The 16,840-nt window shown below is 69.3% G+C and carries 14 protein-coding genes and 1 pseudogene; 8 read left to right on the forward strand and 7 right to left on the reverse strand.

The window, feature by feature from the left end; translation table 11 throughout:
• Window positions 1-71: 71 nt before the first annotated feature.
• On the forward strand, window positions 72-731 hold the full coding sequence (locus tag VFQ64_RS00630) for a GNAT family N-acetyltransferase (protein WP_325101365.1): 660 nt from the start codon (window positions 72-74) through the stop codon (window positions 729-731).
• A 67-nt stretch (window positions 732-798) separates the two neighbouring features.
• Complete coding sequence (locus VFQ64_RS00635) at window positions 799-1,131, forward strand: hypothetical protein (RefSeq protein ID WP_325101366.1); 333 nt, start codon at window positions 799-801, stop codon at window positions 1,129-1,131.
• Here VFQ64_RS00635 and VFQ64_RS00640 read toward each other — a convergent pair.
• Window positions 1,128-1,853, reverse strand: coding sequence for a dienelactone hydrolase family protein (locus VFQ64_RS00640; protein WP_325101367.1), 726 nt, complete (start codon window positions 1,851-1,853; stop codon window positions 1,128-1,130). The genes VFQ64_RS00635 and VFQ64_RS00640 overlap by 4 nt on opposite strands.
• Before the next feature lie 80 nt (window positions 1,854-1,933).
• Between VFQ64_RS00640 and gpmA the strand changes: the two genes are divergently transcribed.
• Together gpmA and VFQ64_RS00650 are read left to right on the forward strand one after the other, a co-directional pair.
• Window positions 1,934-2,623, forward strand: coding sequence for a 2,3-diphosphoglycerate-dependent phosphoglycerate mutase (gpmA, locus tag VFQ64_RS00645; RefSeq protein WP_325101368.1), 690 nt, complete (start codon window positions 1,934-1,936; stop codon window positions 2,621-2,623).
• A complete protein-coding gene (locus VFQ64_RS00650) occupies window positions 2,620-3,285 on the forward strand; it encodes a hypothetical protein (protein ID WP_325101369.1) in 666 nt (221 codons plus the stop codon). The genes gpmA and VFQ64_RS00650 overlap by 4 nt, the downstream gene beginning before the upstream one ends.
• A gap of 127 nt (window positions 3,286-3,412) precedes the next feature.
• Here VFQ64_RS00650 and VFQ64_RS00655 read toward each other — a convergent pair whose 3' ends face one another.
• The gene (locus VFQ64_RS00655) at window positions 3,413-4,177 is read right to left on the reverse strand and encodes a tryptophan 2,3-dioxygenase (protein ID WP_325101370.1); all 765 of its coding nucleotides are present in this window, start codon (window positions 4,175-4,177) and stop codon (window positions 3,413-3,415) included.
• Between the two features lie 48 nt (window positions 4,178-4,225).
• Here VFQ64_RS00655 and purE point away from each other — a divergent pair.
• From purE to VFQ64_RS00670, 3 genes and pseudogenes are all read left to right on the forward strand, one after another.
• A pseudogene (gene purE / locus VFQ64_RS00660) lies at window positions 4,226-4,702 on the forward strand (5-(carboxyamino)imidazole ribonucleotide mutase); the annotation flags it as partial.
• A gap of 110 nt (window positions 4,703-4,812) precedes the next feature.
• The gene (locus VFQ64_RS00665; protein WP_325101438.1) at window positions 4,813-5,919 is read left to right on the forward strand and encodes a 5-(carboxyamino)imidazole ribonucleotide synthase; all 1,107 of its coding nucleotides are present in this window, start codon (window positions 4,813-4,815) and stop codon (window positions 5,917-5,919) included.
• The gene (locus tag VFQ64_RS00670) at window positions 5,916-6,200 is read left to right on the forward strand and encodes a hypothetical protein (protein WP_325101371.1); all 285 of its coding nucleotides are present in this window, start codon (window positions 5,916-5,918) and stop codon (window positions 6,198-6,200) included. The genes VFQ64_RS00665 and VFQ64_RS00670 overlap by 4 nt, the downstream gene beginning before the upstream one ends.
• Before the next feature lie 19 nt (window positions 6,201-6,219).
• On the opposite strand, the gene VFQ64_RS00675 is transcribed toward VFQ64_RS00670, so the two are convergent.
• The 4 genes from VFQ64_RS00675 to VFQ64_RS00690 all read right to left on the reverse strand — a co-directional run bounded on the left by VFQ64_RS00675 (window position 6,220) and on the right by VFQ64_RS00690 (window position 13,709).
• A complete protein-coding gene (locus VFQ64_RS00675; protein ID WP_325101372.1) occupies window positions 6,220-8,025 on the reverse strand; it encodes a DUF885 domain-containing protein in 1,806 nt (601 codons plus the stop codon).
• Window positions 8,026-8,319: 294 nt separating this feature from the next.
• A complete protein-coding gene (locus VFQ64_RS00680; RefSeq protein ID WP_325101373.1) occupies window positions 8,320-8,622 on the reverse strand; it encodes a hypothetical protein in 303 nt (100 codons plus the stop codon).
• Between the two features lie 15 nt (window positions 8,623-8,637).
• Window positions 8,638-11,475 (reverse strand): pitrilysin family protein, encoded by a 2,838-nt coding sequence (locus tag VFQ64_RS00685; RefSeq protein WP_325101374.1) that lies wholly within the window; start codon window positions 11,473-11,475, stop codon window positions 8,638-8,640.
• Between the two features lie 107 nt (window positions 11,476-11,582).
• The gene (locus tag VFQ64_RS00690; RefSeq protein WP_414712845.1) at window positions 11,583-13,709 is read right to left on the reverse strand and encodes a penicillin acylase family protein; all 2,127 of its coding nucleotides are present in this window, start codon (window positions 13,707-13,709) and stop codon (window positions 11,583-11,585) included.
• 211 nt (window positions 13,710-13,920) lie between these two features.
• Between VFQ64_RS00690 and clpB the strand changes: the two genes are divergently transcribed.
• A complete protein-coding gene (clpB, locus tag VFQ64_RS00695; RefSeq protein WP_325101376.1) occupies window positions 13,921-16,497 on the forward strand; it encodes an ATP-dependent chaperone ClpB in 2,577 nt (858 codons plus the stop codon).
• A gap of 3 nt (window positions 16,498-16,500) precedes the next feature.
• On the opposite strand, the gene VFQ64_RS00700 is transcribed toward clpB, so the two are convergent.
• The gene (locus VFQ64_RS00700; RefSeq protein ID WP_325101377.1) at window positions 16,501-16,761 is read right to left on the reverse strand and encodes a hypothetical protein; all 261 of its coding nucleotides are present in this window, start codon (window positions 16,759-16,761) and stop codon (window positions 16,501-16,503) included.
• Window positions 16,762-16,840 lie beyond the last annotated feature (79 nt).

Consider the following 16,840-nt stretch of genomic DNA (forward strand, 5'->3'; position numbering starts at 1 on the left):
TATGTCATGGCTGCAGCCCGAGATTGTAGAGTGGGGTTGTCCTGACACCACTCCTCGAAAGGTGACCCGTGGTGACCAAGTCCGTCGCACCACCGCAAGCCGCCCATCCGGCCAATCAAGGCCTTGTCGACCTGCTCGCAAGTTGGGAGCCGATCGATGAAGAGGTCGGGCCGATCGAGGACTTGCCCCCAGAGCCAGTCACCTGCTTCGACGATTGGACGGATGACGACGATGTGATCGGCCTGGCCGAGCATCGCTCGTCGGCAGCTGAAGTGACGATCGCGCGCGACGACCCGACCCGCGCCGACGTCGCGGCGCTGATCGCGCTGCACACGCGCGAGGCGCAGGCGTCGTCGCCGCGGGAGAACGCCCACGCGCTCGACGCGGCGGCGCTGGCGGGCGCGCGCGTGTCCTTCTTCACCGCGCGCGACGCGGACGGCGCGCTCGCGGGCATGGCGGCGCTGGCGGAGGTCGCGCCGCGGCATGTGGAGGTGAAGTCGATGCGCACCGCGCCGGACCAGCTCCGCCGCGGCGTCGCCCGCGCGCTGCTCGCGCACCTGCTCGCCGAGGCGCGCGTACGAGGTGCAACGCGCGTCAGCCTGGAAACTGGTACCGCGCCGATGTTCGACGCCGCCAACCGGCTGTACGAGGCGGCGGGCTTCGTCGACGGACCGGCGTTCGGCGGCTATCCCGAGAGCGCGCACAACCGGTTCATGACGATGGCGCTCTGACCCGGGCTCGCTTGCGCGCCCCTTTTGCTCCGCCTAGCCTGCCCACGAAACGAAAGGACTCACGCCCATGTCGCTCCTGATCTTCGTTCTGACACTAGCAGTTCAGGGAGCGCCAGTGGCAGACGACCCGAAACTGCTTGCGCAGGCACAGGACCGCTGCATGACGACCTATGCCGTGCGGCAGGCGGGCAGCGGCAGGGCCGACGACGCCATCTACACGGAGGCAGAAGGCGGCTGCGCCTCGCTGAACGCGCAGCTCTTCGCCGCTCTCGCTGTCAAGCTGCCGCCGGCCGACGCTGCCGCGATCACGAAGGAGCTGCGGGACACGGCCAAGCCGCGCTTCGTGGCGCTGCTCGCGCGCATCCGCGCCGACCGCGCGGCGCGCGCCGCCCAGCCCTAGACGAACAGCTCGCGCAAGAACCCCTGCATCGCCGCCCAGCTGCGCCGGTCGGCGCGTTCCTCATAGCCGAAGCCCGGTCGGCCACTGTCCTTCGCGCTCTCGTCGGTGAAGGCGTGGCCGGCGTGGCCGTAGGCGTGGAGCTGCCAGTCGGCACCCGCTTCCGTCAGCTCCGCCGCCAGCGCGACCACCGCTTGCGGAGGCCCGAGCGGATCGTCCCAGCCGTGGGCGACGAGCAGCTTGGCGGCGATCGGCTCCACATTCGCGTAGTCGGGGCGACCGTAGACGCCGTGGAAGCTGACGCCGCCCAGGATCGCCTGGCCCGAGCGCGCGAGATCGAGGACGCACAGGCCGCCGAAGCAATAGCCGATCGCCGCGACCTTGGCGGGCGCGACGCGGCTCATGCCGGTCAGCACGCCGAGGCTGGCGGCGAGCCGATCGCGGAGCTGCGCGCGGTCGGCAAGCATCTCGTTCATGTAGCGCGCCATGTCGGCGTCCTCACGCCGCGCGCGCCGGCCCTGGCCGAACACGTCGCAGGCGAAGGCGACGTAGCCGAGCGCCGCTAGCTTCTCGGCCGTGACGTTGTCCGCCTCCTTCTGGCCGAGCACATTGGGGCAGATCAGCACGCCCGGCCGCGCGGTCTCGACCTCGTCGTCATAGGCGACCACGCCCTCGAACGGCCCGCCCGGCCCGTCATACACCAGTGTCTCGCGCACGATCGCCATGATTTCAGCTCCCAATTCCGAAACTTGCCGCTTGTCCCGCAATCGCTAGAGCGGCCAGCGATACCGAACAAGGAGCGCCGATGCCCACTCTCGTCCTGATCCGCCACGGCCAGTCCACCTGGAACCTGGAGAACCGCTTCACCGGCTGGTGGGACGTCGACGTGACGGAGAAGGGCGCGACCGAGGCGCGCGCGGCGGGCGAGCTGATGGCGGCGAAGGGGCTCGATTTCGACCTCACCTTCACGAGCCTGCAGCTGCGCGCGATCAAGACGCTCAACCTGGCGCTGGAGGCGATGGGGCGGCTGTGGCTGCCGACGGAAAAGCACTGGCGGCTGAACGAGCGGCATTATGGCGGGCTGACCGGGCTGGACAAGGCGGAGACCGCGGCCAAGCACGGCGATGCGCAGGTCAAGATATGGCGCCGCAGCTTCGACATTCCGCCGCCGCCGCAGGAGGCGGGTAGCGCCTATGACATGACGAACGACCGCCGGTACGCCGGCATCGCGGTGCCCGGCGCCGAGAGCCTGAAGGACACGATCGCCCGCGTCCTGCCCTATTGGGAGGGCCGCATCGCACCGGCGCTGAAGGACGGGCAGCGGGTGCTGATCTCCGCCCACGGCAATTCGCTGCGCGCGCTGGTCAAGCACCTGTCGAACATCCCCGACGACGAGATCACCCATTTGGAGATCCCGACCGGCCAGCCGATCGTCTACGAGCTGGACGACAATTTGGCTGCGCTCGACCGCTATTATCTGAGCGAACGTCGATGAAAGCATTTGCCGCCGCCGCGCTGCTGCTGGCCGGCCCCGCACTGGCCGATCCGCTGCAGGATCAGGTGCTTGCGGGCATGCGCCGGGTGGATACCAGCGATGTCGCGTTCACCGCCAGCACGCGCATCCAGCAGTCCGGCAAGCCGGCCAAGGAGGTCGTCACCCGCCACGACCCGCGTGCGCCGGCTGGCCGCCGCTGGAGCGTGGTGTCGGTCGACGGCAAGCCCGCCACGCCCAAGGAGGCAGCGCAGATCGTCAAGGCGGCAAACGGTGCGCCGCCGCCGAGCTACGCGCGCCTCGCCCGCTGGTTCGGCAGCCCGGCGACGCGGGTCGCGCAGGCGCCGGGCTCGGTCACCTACCGTTTCGCACGACTGCCGGCCGGGATCGCCAAGCTCGGCAACCGCGACATGTCCGCCGACACGATGGCGGAAGCGACCGTGGACACGAGCGGGCGGGTGCCGTTCGTGGAGCGCATCCGCTTCAGCTCGACCAAGGGTTTCCGCATGATGCTAGTGGCGAAGGTCGACCGCTATGTCGCCACCTCGACCTACGCGCCGCTGCCCGACGGCCGGATCTTCCCCGCCGCGACACAGGTCGAGATGGTCGGTTCGATGATGGGCAAGGGCGGGACGCTGACGACGGCGACGCGGTACGCGCAGTAATCGCCGGGCGGACCTCCCTACCTTCCCCGGCGCAAGCCGGGGCCCAGAAAGCGATTATCCGATATAGCTCGGTGCTTGTGTCCGGCACGGCCGACTGGGCCCCGGCGTCCGCCAGGGAGGGCAGAAGCTAAAGCCGCGTCCGCAGGCTCCACAGCTCCGGGAACGCCCGCTTGGGCACCGTCGCTTCCAGATACGCGACGCCCGCCGTGCCGCCGGTGCCGCGCTTGCCGCCGATGATGCGGCTGACGGTCAGGACGTGCTTGTGCCGCCAGGTCGCCATCGCGTCGTCGATGTCAACCAGCTTCTCGGCGAGCTGGTAGAGCGCCCACCAGCGGTCGGGATCGGCATAGACCTGCGCCCAGGCGAGCTCGACGCCCTCGCTGGGCCGGTACGGCTCGGCCCAGGCGCGGTGCAGCGCGGCGGCCGGCACCGGGAACCCCGCCGCCGCCAGCGCGGCATTGGCGTCGTCCCACAGGCTTGGCTCGGCCGCGAACCCCGCCGTCAACGCGCCGCCCGCCACCCCGCCGCGCAGGCCGAGCAGCACCTCCACCGCCCTGAACTGGTCCGACTGGAAGCCGGAACTGCCGCCCAGCACGTCGCGGAACTGCGTGTAATCGGCCGGTGTCATCGTCGCGAGCACGTCCCACGAGAGCGTCATCACCGCCTGGATGCGGCTCACCCGTGCCAGGTTCTTGTACGCCTCGGTCAGCCGCCCGGCGCGGATCAGCGCCTTGGCGGGCGTGAGCTCGGCGATGATCTGCTTGAGCCACAGCTCCTTGGTCTGGTGGATGATGATGAACAGCAGCTCGTCATGCCGCTCCGACAGCGGGTGCTGGGCATCGAGCAACCGGTCGAGCGCGAGATAGCTGCCATAGGTCATGGGTTCGGTCATGCCGCGAAGTGTAGCATTGCGCGGCGGCAAGCGTTACCCGTGCCCCGCATGGGGGACGCGCTGGTCGGCATCATCATGGGCTCACAGTCGGACTGGGGGACGATGCGCCATGCCGCCGACGTGCTGGCAACGCTCGACGTCCCGCACGAGACGCGGGTCGTGTCGGCGCATCGGACGCCCAAGCGGTTGTATGACTATGCCCAGAGCGCGGCCGGGCGTGGGCTGAAGGTGATCGTCGCGGGCGCGGGCGGCGCCGCGCACCTGCCCGGCATGGCGGCGGCGATAACGCACCTGCCGGTGCTGGGCGTACCGGTCGAGTCCAAGGCCTTGAGCGGCATGGATAGCCTGCTCTCGATCGTCCAGATGCCCGGCGGCATTCCCGTCGGCTGCCTGGCAATCGGCAAGCCCGGCGCGATCAACGCCGGCCTGCTCGCGGCAGCCATTCTCGCGACGGGAGACGCGGCGCTGGCGGAGAGGCTGCAGGCGTGGCGGGCGGCGCAGACGGACGGTGTGGCGGAGGAGCCGGTCACCGCTCCCCTCCCTGCAAGGGAGGGGTTGGGGGTGGGTGCTGAGTCTCACTCCGGGGCCGCCAGGATCCCACCCACCCCCGGCCCCTCCCTTGCAGGGAGGGGAGAATAGTCCCCCCCGGCGCCACCATCGGCATCCTCGGCGGCGGCCAGCTCGGGCGGATGCTCGGCCTCGCCGCGGCGCAGCTCGGATACCGCGTCCACGTTTTCGCGCCCGAAGCCAGCGGCCCCGCCACGGAGGTCGCGGCAGAATGGACGCAGGCGCGGTTCGAGGACGGCGACGCGATGCGCGCCTTCGCCGCCAGGATCGACGTCGCGACTTATGAGTTCGAGAATGTCGATCCGCACGCCGTCAGCTATCTGGCCGGCCGGGTGCAGGTGCATCCCTCCGCCCGGTCGCTCGACGTCTCGCGTTATCGCCCGCACGAAAAGGCGCTAGTGGCGGAGCTGGGCGGCCGCACCGCGGCCTGGGCACCGGTCGACGACCTCGACGCGCTCCACGCCGCTGCCGCGCAGGTCGGCACGCCGGCGATCCTGAAGACGACGCTGTTCGGTTACGATGGCAAGGGCCAGGCGCGGATCGACACGCCCGAGGACGCTGCGGCAGCCTGGGACGCGATCGGCCGCCCGCCCCGTCCTCCGGCAGGCCACGCCGCGATCCTGGAGGCACGGGTCGATTTCGCGGCGGAGTTCTCCGTGCTCCTCGCCCGCGGCGCCGACGGCACCACCGCGGTGTGGGACGTGCCGGAGAACGTCCATGTCGATGGCGTCCTCGCCACCTCCATTGTCCCCGCCTCACCGCTGGTGCGCGAACAGGCCGACGAGGCGATCGCGCTGGCGAAGCGCATCGCCGAGGCGCTCGGCCATGTCGGCGTGCTCGCCTGCGAGTTCTTCGCCACCGCCGATGGCCCGGTGTTCAACGAGATGGCGCCGCGCGTCCACAATAGCGGCCATTGGACGATCGAGGGCGCGGTCACCTCGCAGTTCGAGAACCACATCCGCGCGGTGTGCGGCCTGCCGCTCGGCGCGACGGCGCTGACCGGCGCGGGGGCGACGATGGAGAACCTGCTCGGCGAAGAGGCGGACCGCTGGCCCACGCTGCTCGCCGAGCCGGGTGCGCACCTGCACCTTTATGGCAAGACCATGCGCGAGGGCCGCAAGATGGGGCATGTGACCCGGGTGGGCGGCCCGGGCACCGCAGGAGCGATGCCGTGAACCTCACTCCGGGCGCGACGGCCCGCGCCTTCTGGATCGCATTTTGCCTCGACGTCGCGCTGATCTTGCTGATCGACCGGCTCGATCGCGCCCGCCCGTTCGCAACCGACAGCTACGCAATGGGTGCCGGCGCCTTGCTGCCCTATGCGATCGCGTTGCTGATGGTGCTGGCCGCGCTGCTGTTCGCATTCGTGCGCTGGCGGCCGTTGCGCCTTACGCTGCTCGTCGCCGCCGGAGCCGCGGCGGCATTCCTATTGTTGGCGGTCACCTGGTTCCTTTGAACATGCGGTAGGCCCGCGCTCAGGTGGCCATCCACCGGTTCCCCACCTCGCGCAGCACATCCAGCGGCAGCCGTCCGAAGCGCAGCACGGCCGAGTGGTACGCTTTCAGGTCGAACCCCGCGCCCATCTTGGCCCTGGCACGCTCGCGGATGTCGACGAACACCGAATGGCCGAGCTTGTACGAGCACGCCTGCCCGGGGTTGACGCAATAACGGTCGATCTCGCGCGCCGCGTCGCCCGGCGTGTCGCCCTGCGCGTCGATGAAGTATTGCACGGCGCGCTCGCGGGTCCAGCGATACTGATGCAGGCCGGTGTCAACCACGCAGCGGTTGGCGCGGAACAGCTGTGCCTTCAGATAGCCGATGCGGCCGAGCGGATCGTCTGCATACATGCCGATCTCGTCGGCGAGCTGCTCCGAATACAGCGCCCAACCCTCGCCATAGCCGGAGAAGCCCGCGATCTTGCGGATCAGCGGCAGCCGCGTGTTCGAGAGCGCGAGGCCACCCTCCATCTGATGGCCCGGCAGGCCCTCATGGAAGGTTGTGGTGGTGAGGTCGAACTTCGGCCAGTCGGCGGTGTCGCGCAGGTTGAAATAGACCAGCCCGGGCCGCTTGCCGTCAAGCGAGGGCGATTGCGCGAAGGCGCCGGCGGCGCCGGCCTCCGTCTGTGGCGGCACCCGGCGCACCTCGAAGCTGTAGGGCGGCATTCGCTCGAACACCGCCGGCAGCCGCGTGGTGATCGCCGCCTGTCGTTCGTTGCAATGCGCGATAGCGGCGAGCTTGCCCGCCTCGGTATTGGGGAACAGGTGCCTGGGATCGCGCGCCAGCGCCGCCAGCCGTGCGCCGACGCTGCCCTTCGTATAGCCCTGCGCCTTCAACAGCGCATCGAGCCGCGCATTCAGCGCCTTCGCCTGATCGAGCCCGAAGCGGTGCACCTCGGCCGCCGACAGGCTGAGCGTCGTGTTGCTTCGCAGCGACGCGGCATAGAACGCATCGCCCTGCGGCAGCCGCCAGATGCCCGCGTCATGCGTGGCCTGGCGCCGGTACTCCCGCATCAGTGCGAGCTGCCGTTGCAGCGCCGGCAGCACCTCGGCGGTGTAGATCGCCGCCGCCTGCTCGGCATGGCGGGGTCCGAGCCCCTTGGCCGCCGCGCGCGTCGCCAGCGATCGCACCACCAGCGCGTCCGCCGCGGGCACCGCCAGCTTCTCCATCTGCGTGATCGCGAGATCGGCGATGAAGTCGGGCGGCGTCACGCCCAGTCCTGCGTCGCGCCGCATCCGCTCCGTCTGGTCATCGAGTTGGCGCGCGAACGCCCGCAGGCGTTGCAGATAGGCGTCGGCGTCGCCGGCGCTGTCGATCTTGTGCTTGGTGTCGAGGAAGTCGGGGACGGACTGGTACGCGCCCGACTGCTGCGACACGACATAGGGGCTGGGGCCATAGGCGGAGCCGCCATAGGGCAGCGCCTGCACCGCCACCGCCGAGCGCCGCGTGTAGAGCACCGCCGCCAGATCGACGCGCTCTTCTTCGGAAAGCGTGCGTGGGTCGACCGCCTCGAGCCGCTTGAGCTCCGCCAGGGTCGCCGCCTTGTTGCGGCCGATGGCGGCGAGCGACTGGTCGGACAGCTTCGCGCGCAGATCGGCATTGGTGCCGGTGTCGAGGCCGAGGTTGGTCGCCGCTTCGGGCGAGCGGCGGAGCTGCGCCTGGACAAGGTCGTCGAACAGCGGGGTGAGCTTGCTCGGGGCTTGGGCGGGCGCTGCGGCGGGCAGCAGCGCCGTCACGCCGATGGCGGCCGTACCGCCGAGGAACTCACGCTTGGTCGTAATCATCGCCAAACTCCGTCATGCCGGCCCTGAGCCCGCATCCAACTGTCTACGAGCGCATCGCTCTCGTTCTCGAGCGAGCAGCCTGGCGCACGATGGACGCCGGCTCAAGCCTGTCCTGAGCGTCTGCCTTGCAGGCAGTCGAAGGGGCGGGGGTGGACGCTGAACGGAGAAACGGCCTGCTCCCTCGCAGAGAGCAGGCCGTCCTTATTCTCGGCAGCCGTCACGGGATTGAATCCCGTGACGTCGAACGGGTTCGCTAAAGCCACCCGCCGGCCGGCTTCGCGGGAGTCCGCGGCGCTACGCGCCCGTGCGGCTCCCGCTCAGCGGGAAGCTCCCGAACGCGCCCGCGCCCACGGTCCCCGTCAGCGTGTCGCCCTCGGCGGTCGCCTGGCAGTCGAGCGTCATCGGCATCGGCACCGTCATCTGCTGCTTCCAGCTGATCGTGTTGCCGTTCGCCTCGCCCGAGATGTCGCTGGCGCCCATCGCGCCCGAGACGTTGCCCGACCAGGTCGCGCCGTCGGTCTTGACCGTCACCGTCATCTTCTGGTCGCCGAGCGGCGACTTCACCGTGCAGTCCCAGCTGCCGTCCACATCCGCCATGTTTTCGCTCTCCGTTCAGTTGCCCGCCGTGGCCGGGGCACCGGCCGGGGCCCCCGCGACCGACGCCGCGCTGACGACCTCCACGGGCAGGCCCAGCGAGTCAAGCTGCGGCCGCACGGTCTTGGCGTCGCCGACCACCACCCACACCGTGTTCGCCGGGTTGAGCGCGCCGCCGATGGCGGAGCGCAGCTGCGGCAGCGTATAGCCGCGATACCGCTGCGTCAGCGTCGACTGATAGTCGTCGGGACGCTTGTACAGGTCGTTGCTCTGCATCGCCGCGAGCACCGCGTCCGAGGTCTCATAGGTGCCCGGCAGCGCGTTGACCGCGCCGTTGATCGCCCGGTCGAACTCAACCTGCGTCATCGGCTCCTTGGTGAAGAACGCGGCCACCACGTCGCGCGCAGCCGCCAAGGACGGGCCGGTCTTGTCCGCTTGCACCGGCGCGGTGATGACATAGGGCGCCGCTTCCGCTGCCGTCTGCAAGCGGCCGCTGGCACCATAGGACCAGCCGCGCTTCTCGCGCAGGTCCATGTTGATCCGCCCAAGGAAGCCGCCGCCCAGCGCGTCGTTCGCGGTCTGGATCGGCACCAGATCCTGCGTTCCGCGCAGGCCTGTCGGCATCGCGCCGACGATCACCGATTGCGGGCTGTCGGGCCGGTCGATCAGCACGATCTTGGGCTTGGCAGGCGTCGGGGCGGCAAAGGCCTTCACGCCTGCCGGCCCGGTTGCGGTCCAGTCGCCGAACTCCGCGTCCAGTGCTGCCTTGACCTCGCCCAGCGGCCGGTCGCTGACCACAAAGAACTTCGCCTTGTCGGGCCGCAGCCACGCCTGCTGGAAGGCGATCAGGTCGGCGCGGGTCAGCGATGCCACCGCGCGCGGATCGCCCGCCCCTTGCGCCTTGGCGTAGGGGTGGCTGGCGCCGAAGATCAGCTTGGGCGTGACCCGGCCGATCAGTCCCTGCGGGTTGGTCAGCTCCTGCGCGATGCCGGCGAGCTGCTGCTGCTTGACGCGGCTCAGCTCGGTCTCGTCGAACGCCGGCTCGCGCGCAACATCGGCGAACAGGTCGAGCGCGGGGCGCAGATTGGCGCTCGGCACGTCGAGCGACACGGTGGTGCGGTCGGAGCTGGAGCCGGTGCCGATCGACGCGCCCAGCCGCTCCTTGGCCTCGGCCAGCTGGATCGAGTTGAAGCGCTTGGTGCCCTCGTCGAGCATCGACAGCGTCAGCACCTGTGTCCCCAGCTTGTTGGGCACGTCGGCGGCAACGCCGGCGTCGAACGACAGCGCGACCTGCGTCACCGGCACCGCGTTACGCTGTGCGTAGACGAGCTCGATGCCGTTCCTCAGCCGGGTGCGCTGCACCGCCGGAAAGGTCAGGCCGGTGATCGCGCCGACCGGCGGCAGCGGCCCGCGCGTACCCTTGACCGGAGTCTCCGCGGCCGGCTTTACCGCGACCGCCGCAACGCCCTTGGCCTCCTCGTACTTGTCGCGCTCGCCACGCTCGACGGTGAGCTGATAGACCGGGCGCGTCAGCCACTTGTTGGCGGCCGCGCGCACCGTCGCCGGCGTCTGGGCGGCGAGCAGCGCCAGCCGCTTCTTGTAGAAGCTGGGGTCGTTGTAGAACAGCTCGCCCTGCGCCAGGGCCACCGCCTTGCCGCCGAAGCCGCCGACCGACTCCAGCCCCTGGATGGTGCCCGCCGCGCGCGTCGTGACGACGCGGTTGACCTCGTCCACGGTCGGGCCGTTCTTCAGGAAATCCGCCAGGATCGCGTCGATGCGCGCGTTCACGGCCGCCGCATCGGCACCGGGGCGGACCACCGCCTGGATGCGAAAGGTGCCGACCTGCGATCCGCCGCCGGCAAAGGCGGACACCTGCACCGCCAGCTTGTCCTGCTTGACCAACGCGTTGTCGAGGCGGCTGGAGGCGAGCCCGCCCAGCACCGAGGCGGCGACGTCGAGCGCGGTCGAATCGGCATCGGCGCTGCCGGGGATCGCCCAGTTGCGCGTGATCAGCGTCGCCGCGACGCGGTCCTTGATGACCTCCGCCTTGGGTGCCGCCAGCGTCGGCACCGGCGCGGGCCGGGTCACCGACCGCTTGCCGCGCGGAATCGCGCCGAAATACTGGGTCACGAGGCGACGCGCGGTCGGCAGGTCGACATCGCCCGCCAGCACCAGCACGGCGTTGTTGGGCCCGTAGTTATCGCGGAACCAGTTCTTGACCGTCTCCAGGCTGGCGGCGTCCAGGTCGGCCATCGAGCCGATGGTGGAGTGGCCATAGGGATGGTCGGGCGAAAACAGCCCTTCGGTAATCTTGTACTGGATCAGGCCATAGGGCTGGTTATCGCCCTGCCGCTTCTCGTTCTGGACGACGCCGCGCTGCTCGTCGAGCTTGCCTTGCGTGATCGCGCCGAGCAGATAGCCCATGCGGTCGCTTTCGAGGAACAGCGCGCGCTCGAGCGCCGCGGTCGGCACCGTTTCGAAATAATTGGTGCGGTCGAGGTTGGTGGTGCCGTTGAAATCGGTCGCGCCGACCTGCTTCAGCGGCTCGAAGAAGTCGTCGGGCGCGTTCTCGGAACCGTTGAACATCAGATGCTCGAACAGATGCGCGAAGCCGGTGGAGCCCTTGGGCTCGTGCTTGGCGCCGACATCGTACCAGACGCTGACCGCGACGATCGGCGCCTTGCGATCGGTGTGGACGATGACGCGCAGGCCGTTGGGCAGCGTGAACTGCTGATAAGGGATGTCGACCTGACGGACGAGCTGGGCCGCGGGAACGGGCTTTGCCGTCTGCGCGAAGGCCGGCGAGACCAGCACGAAGGTAGCCGCGCCGGCTAGCGCGAAACTCTTGAAAGTCATGATGTTGCGATCCCCAACGGTGCTTTGCCGCTGTATAGGGGTAAGGCGGCCTACCGCCAAGGGGCAAGCGGTCGATCATCGATCCTCCCTCGCTTCGGCGGGAGGATCTAAGGCCGGTACACCCGCTCCACATTCCCCCGCAGCGCGGCGGGCGAGAACCATACCGGCTTGGTCTGCTTGCGCACGAACAGCGCCGCCTGGTCGGCATAATGCGGCGACCCCGGCCGCGTCGTCGCCGCGCCGAAGGGCTGAATCGAGCGCGAGCGCACTCGCCCCTGTCGATCCCAGGCCATGAACATCAGAAAGCTGTCGCCATGCTTCACCGCCAGCCGCCCATCCTTGCCGACATCCCATAGCGGCATCGCGCGCAGCACGTCCGGCCCGCCGTCGAGCGGCAGGTCGACCTTGCCTTGCCGCAAGCGCAGCACGTCGCCCAAGGGCGGATCGATGCGCCCGAAATGCTTTTGGAGGTGTTCCATCGCGTCGCGCAGCGCCTCCACCGGCGGCGTGCGCGCTTGCCGGCGATAGTGCCAGGCGTTCCCCGTCCGCATCACCATCAACGCCAGCGCGTCGGCCGGTCCGCGTCCGTCGAAGTTCCAGTCCCACTGCCGCAGCAGCACCTGGCCCGGCGACGTGGTCTCATCGTGGCGTGCCGCTTCGATCTCCGCGAACCAGTCGCCCGCCCAGCTCGCCTTGGACACGGCGCTGTCGTACTTGATCGCCTCCAGCTCCGCCTGGCTGATCGACCGGTCCGCGCTCAACAACTCCACCGCCCGCGTGCCGCGATTGGTGGTATCGCGCTCGACGCCGAGCAGCGGCGGCTGCTCCGGCAGTTCCGAACCCGCCCCGGCGGCGAGGTAGGGTGAATTGTTGGCGTTCTGCAGAAAACCCGACGCAGGGTCGACATTCTTCGGCACCGCGTCCCAGGCTAGTGTCCCCGGCGAGAAGAACAGGCTCGAGTCGCCCGGCAGCACGCCCGCATAGTTCGCTCCCGTCCGCCGGTTCGGGAACATCGCGTTATAGACCAGCGCGATCCGCCCCGTCCGGTCGGCATAGACGAAGTTCGTCGCGGGGATGCCCTGCAGCTGCATCGCGCCGTCCCACTGTGCCCAGTCGCGTGCGCGCGTGAGCCGGTAATATTGCTCCACCATCCGCAGCTGATCGGCGCCAGCATAGCGGATCGCGAACGCACCCGCCTTGTTCTCGATCACCGGCCCCTGCATCGCCCGGGCGACCGTCCGCGGCACCGGCAGCACGAACGGTCCCCATATCCTGACCGGCAGCCACACGCGCCGCCGCTCGATCGTGCGCCACTGACCGTCATAGCGATACCGGTCGCCCCCATCTCCTTTGGCGGTGACGAGCTTGTAGAGGTCGATCAGGTCGGGCCGATTGACCGTGTTAGTCCACCCCAACGTCTCGTTATGCCCCAGCAGCGGATAAGGCGCGCCGGGAAAGGTCGCGCCCGCGAAATTCCAGCCGGTGCCCGAATGCACCACCAGCTCGTACCAGGCGACGCCGCCGCGCCATGGCTGATGCGAGTTGCTGACCAGCCGCGTCCAACCGTCCGCTGACCGCTTCGGCGCCACCGCAAACGCATTGGAGCCGTTCTCCCGCGCGTCCGGCCCGACCGGCGTCGTCGCGGGCGCCGCTCGCTCGACAGGCAGCGGCTTGTCGCCCACCAGGCTCGCGAGCACGCCGTCCAGCCCGAAGAAGAAGGGTGAGCGCACCACGAATCCGGTCGCCACATCCTGCCCGTTGACCGGGAACAGCTTCGCCAGCTTCACCTCGCCCGGATGCCGCCGCGCGTATGCGTTGAGCCCCGAGGCATAGCCGTCGAGCAACGCCCGTACGTCGGCGGGCTGTGCCATGTAGTCGCGGTCGATCGTCGCCCGTGCGCCCAGCAGATGGACGACGTAATCCGTTTTGGCCCCCTCCTGCCCGGATATCGCGCCAAGCCGCCCGCGCGTCATCGCCAGCACCTCCTGCAGCGTGTCGAAGTCGTCCTCAGCATGGGCATAGCCGATGCCGTATGCGGTGTCGGGATCCGTCCGCCCGAAGATGTGCGGCACGCCGAAGCGGTCGCGCGCGATGACGCTGTCGTACTTGCGCGCAGGCGGCGGCGCGGCACTCTCGGCCAGCAGCGGCTCCCAGGTCGCGAGCAAAACTGCGATCAGCGCCGCGAGTGCGAGCAGTCCGTACAGGCCCTTGCGCAGCATTATACCTCCCAGCATCTTTCACGCTGTCCTACATGAGCCCTGCGCGACTACCATCGTTGCCATGGTACCGAACGTCCCTTCCGTGTCGCGCGCAAGCCTGTGACGAGCAGCGGCTGATCGATGCGCTTCTGCAACAGACGCATCGTGAGGTTCGTGAACTTCCGGGCTTGTTGTTGCCGAAATACCACACCACATGACCGCTGAAGACGAACAACAGGGGACAGCCATGAACCTCGAGAAATTCACCGATCGCGCCAAGGGCTTCCTCCAGTCGGCGCAGACCGTCGCGATCCGCAACAACCATCAGCAGATCGCGCCGGAGCATATCCTGAAGGCGCTGCTCGAGGACCAGCAGGGCATGGCCGCGGGCCTGATCGCCGCGGCCGGCGGCGACGCCCGGCGCGCGACGGCGGAGGTCGACGCGGCACTGGCGAAGCTGCCGGCCGTCACCGGCTCGGGCGCGCAGAGCTCGCCGGGCCTTGCCAACGACACGGTGCGCGTGCTCGACCAGGCGGAGCAGGTCGCCACCAAGGCGGGCGACAGCTTCGTCACCGTCGAGCGCCTGCTGCTCGCGCTGGCGCTGTCGAACACCAACGCCGGCAAGGCCCTGAAGTCGGCAGGCCTCACCGCGGAAGGTCTCAACGCCGCTATCAACCAGCTCCGCCAGGGCCGCGCCGCCGACACCGCCGGCGCCGAGGACCGTTACGACGCGCTCAAGAAGTTCGCCCGCGACCTCACCCAAGCCGCGCGCGACGGCAAGCTCGACCCCGTGATCGGGCGCGACGAGGAGATCCGCCGCACCATCCAGGTGCTGGCGCGCCGCACCAAGAACAACCCCGTGCTGATCGGCGAGCCCGGCGTCGGCAAGACCGCGATCGCCGAGGGTCTCGCGCTGCGCATCGCCAATGGCGACGTGCCGGACACGCTCAAGGATCGCCGCCTGATGGCGCTCGACATGGGCGCGCTGATCGCCGGCGCCAAATATCGCGGCGAGTTCGAGGAGCGGCTCAAGGGCGTGATCGACGAGGTCAAGGCCGGCGAGGGCGACATCATCCTGTTCATCGACGAGATGCACCAGCTGATCGGCGCGGGCAAATCCGAAGGCGCGATGGACGCGGGCAACCTCTTGAAGCCGGCGCTCGCGCGCGGCGAGCTGCACTGCGTCGGCGCGACCACGCTCGACGAGTACCGCAAGCATGTCGAGAAGGACCCGGCGCTGCAGCGCCGCTTCCAGCCCGTCTTCGTCGGCGAGCCGACGGTGGAGGACACCGTCTCCATCCTGCGGGGGCTGAAGGAGAAGTACGAGCTGCACCATGGCGTGCGCATCACCGACGGCGCGCTGGTGGCCGCGGCGACGCTTTCCAACCGCTACATCACCGACCGCTTCCTGCCCGACAAGGCGATCGACCTGATGGACGAGGCCGCCAGCCGGCTGCGCATGGAGGTGGAGAGCAAGCCCGAGGAGATCGAGAGCCTCGACCGCCGCATCATCCAGCTCAAGATCGAACGCGAGGCGCTGAAGAAGGAGACCGATCGCGCCTCCAAGGACCGTCTGGTCACGCTCGAGAACGAATTGGCCCAACTGGACGAGCAATCCGCGGCACTGACGGTCCGCTGGCAGGCCGACAAGGAAAAGATCGCGGCCGGTGCCAAGCTGACCGAGCAGCTCGACGCCGCGCGGCTCCAGCTCGAACAGGCGCAACGCGGGGGCGATCTCGCCCGTGCGGGCGAGCTATCCTACGGCACCATCCCCTCGCTCGAAAAGCAGATCGCCGAAGCCGACGAGGCGCAGGCGGGCGCGATGCTGCGCGAGGAAGTGACGGCCGAGGACATCGCCGGCGTCGTCGCGCGCTGGACCGGCATCCCCGTCGAGCGGATGCTCGCCGGCGAGCGCGACAAGCTGCTGCGCATGGAGGAGACCATCGGCAAGCGCGTGATCGGCCAGGCCGACGCGGTGCGCGCGGTCGCCACCGCCGTCCGTCGCGCGCGCGCTGGGCTGCAGGATCCGAACCGACCGCTGGGCTCGTTCCTGTTCCTGGGGCCGACGGGTGTCGGCAAGACCGAGCTGACCAAGGCGCTCGCCGGTTTTCTGTTCGAAGACGATTCGGCAATGGTGCGGATCGACATGAGCGAGTTCATGGAGAAGCACGCCGTTGCGCGCCTGATCGGCGCGCCGCCGGGTTACGTCGGCTATGAGGAAGGCGGTGTGCTGACCGAAGCCGTCCGTCGCCGGCCCTACCAGGTCGTGCTCTTCGACGAGGTCGAGAAGGCCCATGGCGACGTGTTCAACGTGCTGTTGCAGGTACTCGACGACGGCCGCCTCACCGACGGCCAGGGCCGCACGGTGGATTTCTCGAACACGCTGATCATCCTCACCTCCAACCTGGGATCGCAGTATCTGGCGAACCTCGAGGAAGGGCAGGACGTGGAAAGCGTGGAACCACAGGTGATGGACATCGTCCGCGCGCACTTCCGCCCGGAGTTCCTCAACCGGCTGGACGAGATCATCCTCTTCCACCGGCTTGCGGCCGCGCACATGGCGCCGATCGTCGACATCCAGGTCGCGCGGCTCGGCAAGCTGCTCACCGACCGCAAGATCGCGTTGCACCTGACCGATGCCGCCCGCGCGTGGCTAGGCCGGGTCGGCTATGATCCTGTTTATGGCGCCCGCCCGCTCAAGCGCGCAGTGCAGCGCCACCTGCAAGACCCGCTCGCCGACCTGATCCTGCGCGGCGAGGTGACGGACGGCGCAACGGTGAACGTGGACGAAGGCGATGGCAAACTGGCGCTGGCGGTTGGGTAACGCTCAGCAGCCGCCCAGCACCTGCGCGGCGCATGATGTAATGGCGCCGTGGTCCTGCGCGGTCTCCGCGGATGCCCGGGCGGCCTCGCTTTCCGCGCGGAGTTGCGCCCGCGTCCTGCAAATGCGCCGGCCCTGGACAAGCGACCCGGTGACGGGCGGCCGGCGGCAGACGAGCGCATTGGGATCATCGCGACGCGACTTGGCCGCCGGCGGCGGATCGGCGGGCAGCGCGGCGGCGACCAGGACGAACAAGGCGAAAGACATGGTGGCGGCTCCTGCAGTGGAGCGCAGGAGGCTAAATGCCAGTGAGCCCGCGCGCAACGGACATCGACCGCACCCCTCG

The sequence above is a fragment of the Sphingomonas sp. genome (assembly GCF_035714405.1).
Classification (GTDB): Bacteria; Pseudomonadota; Alphaproteobacteria; order Sphingomonadales; family Sphingomonadaceae; genus Sphingomonas.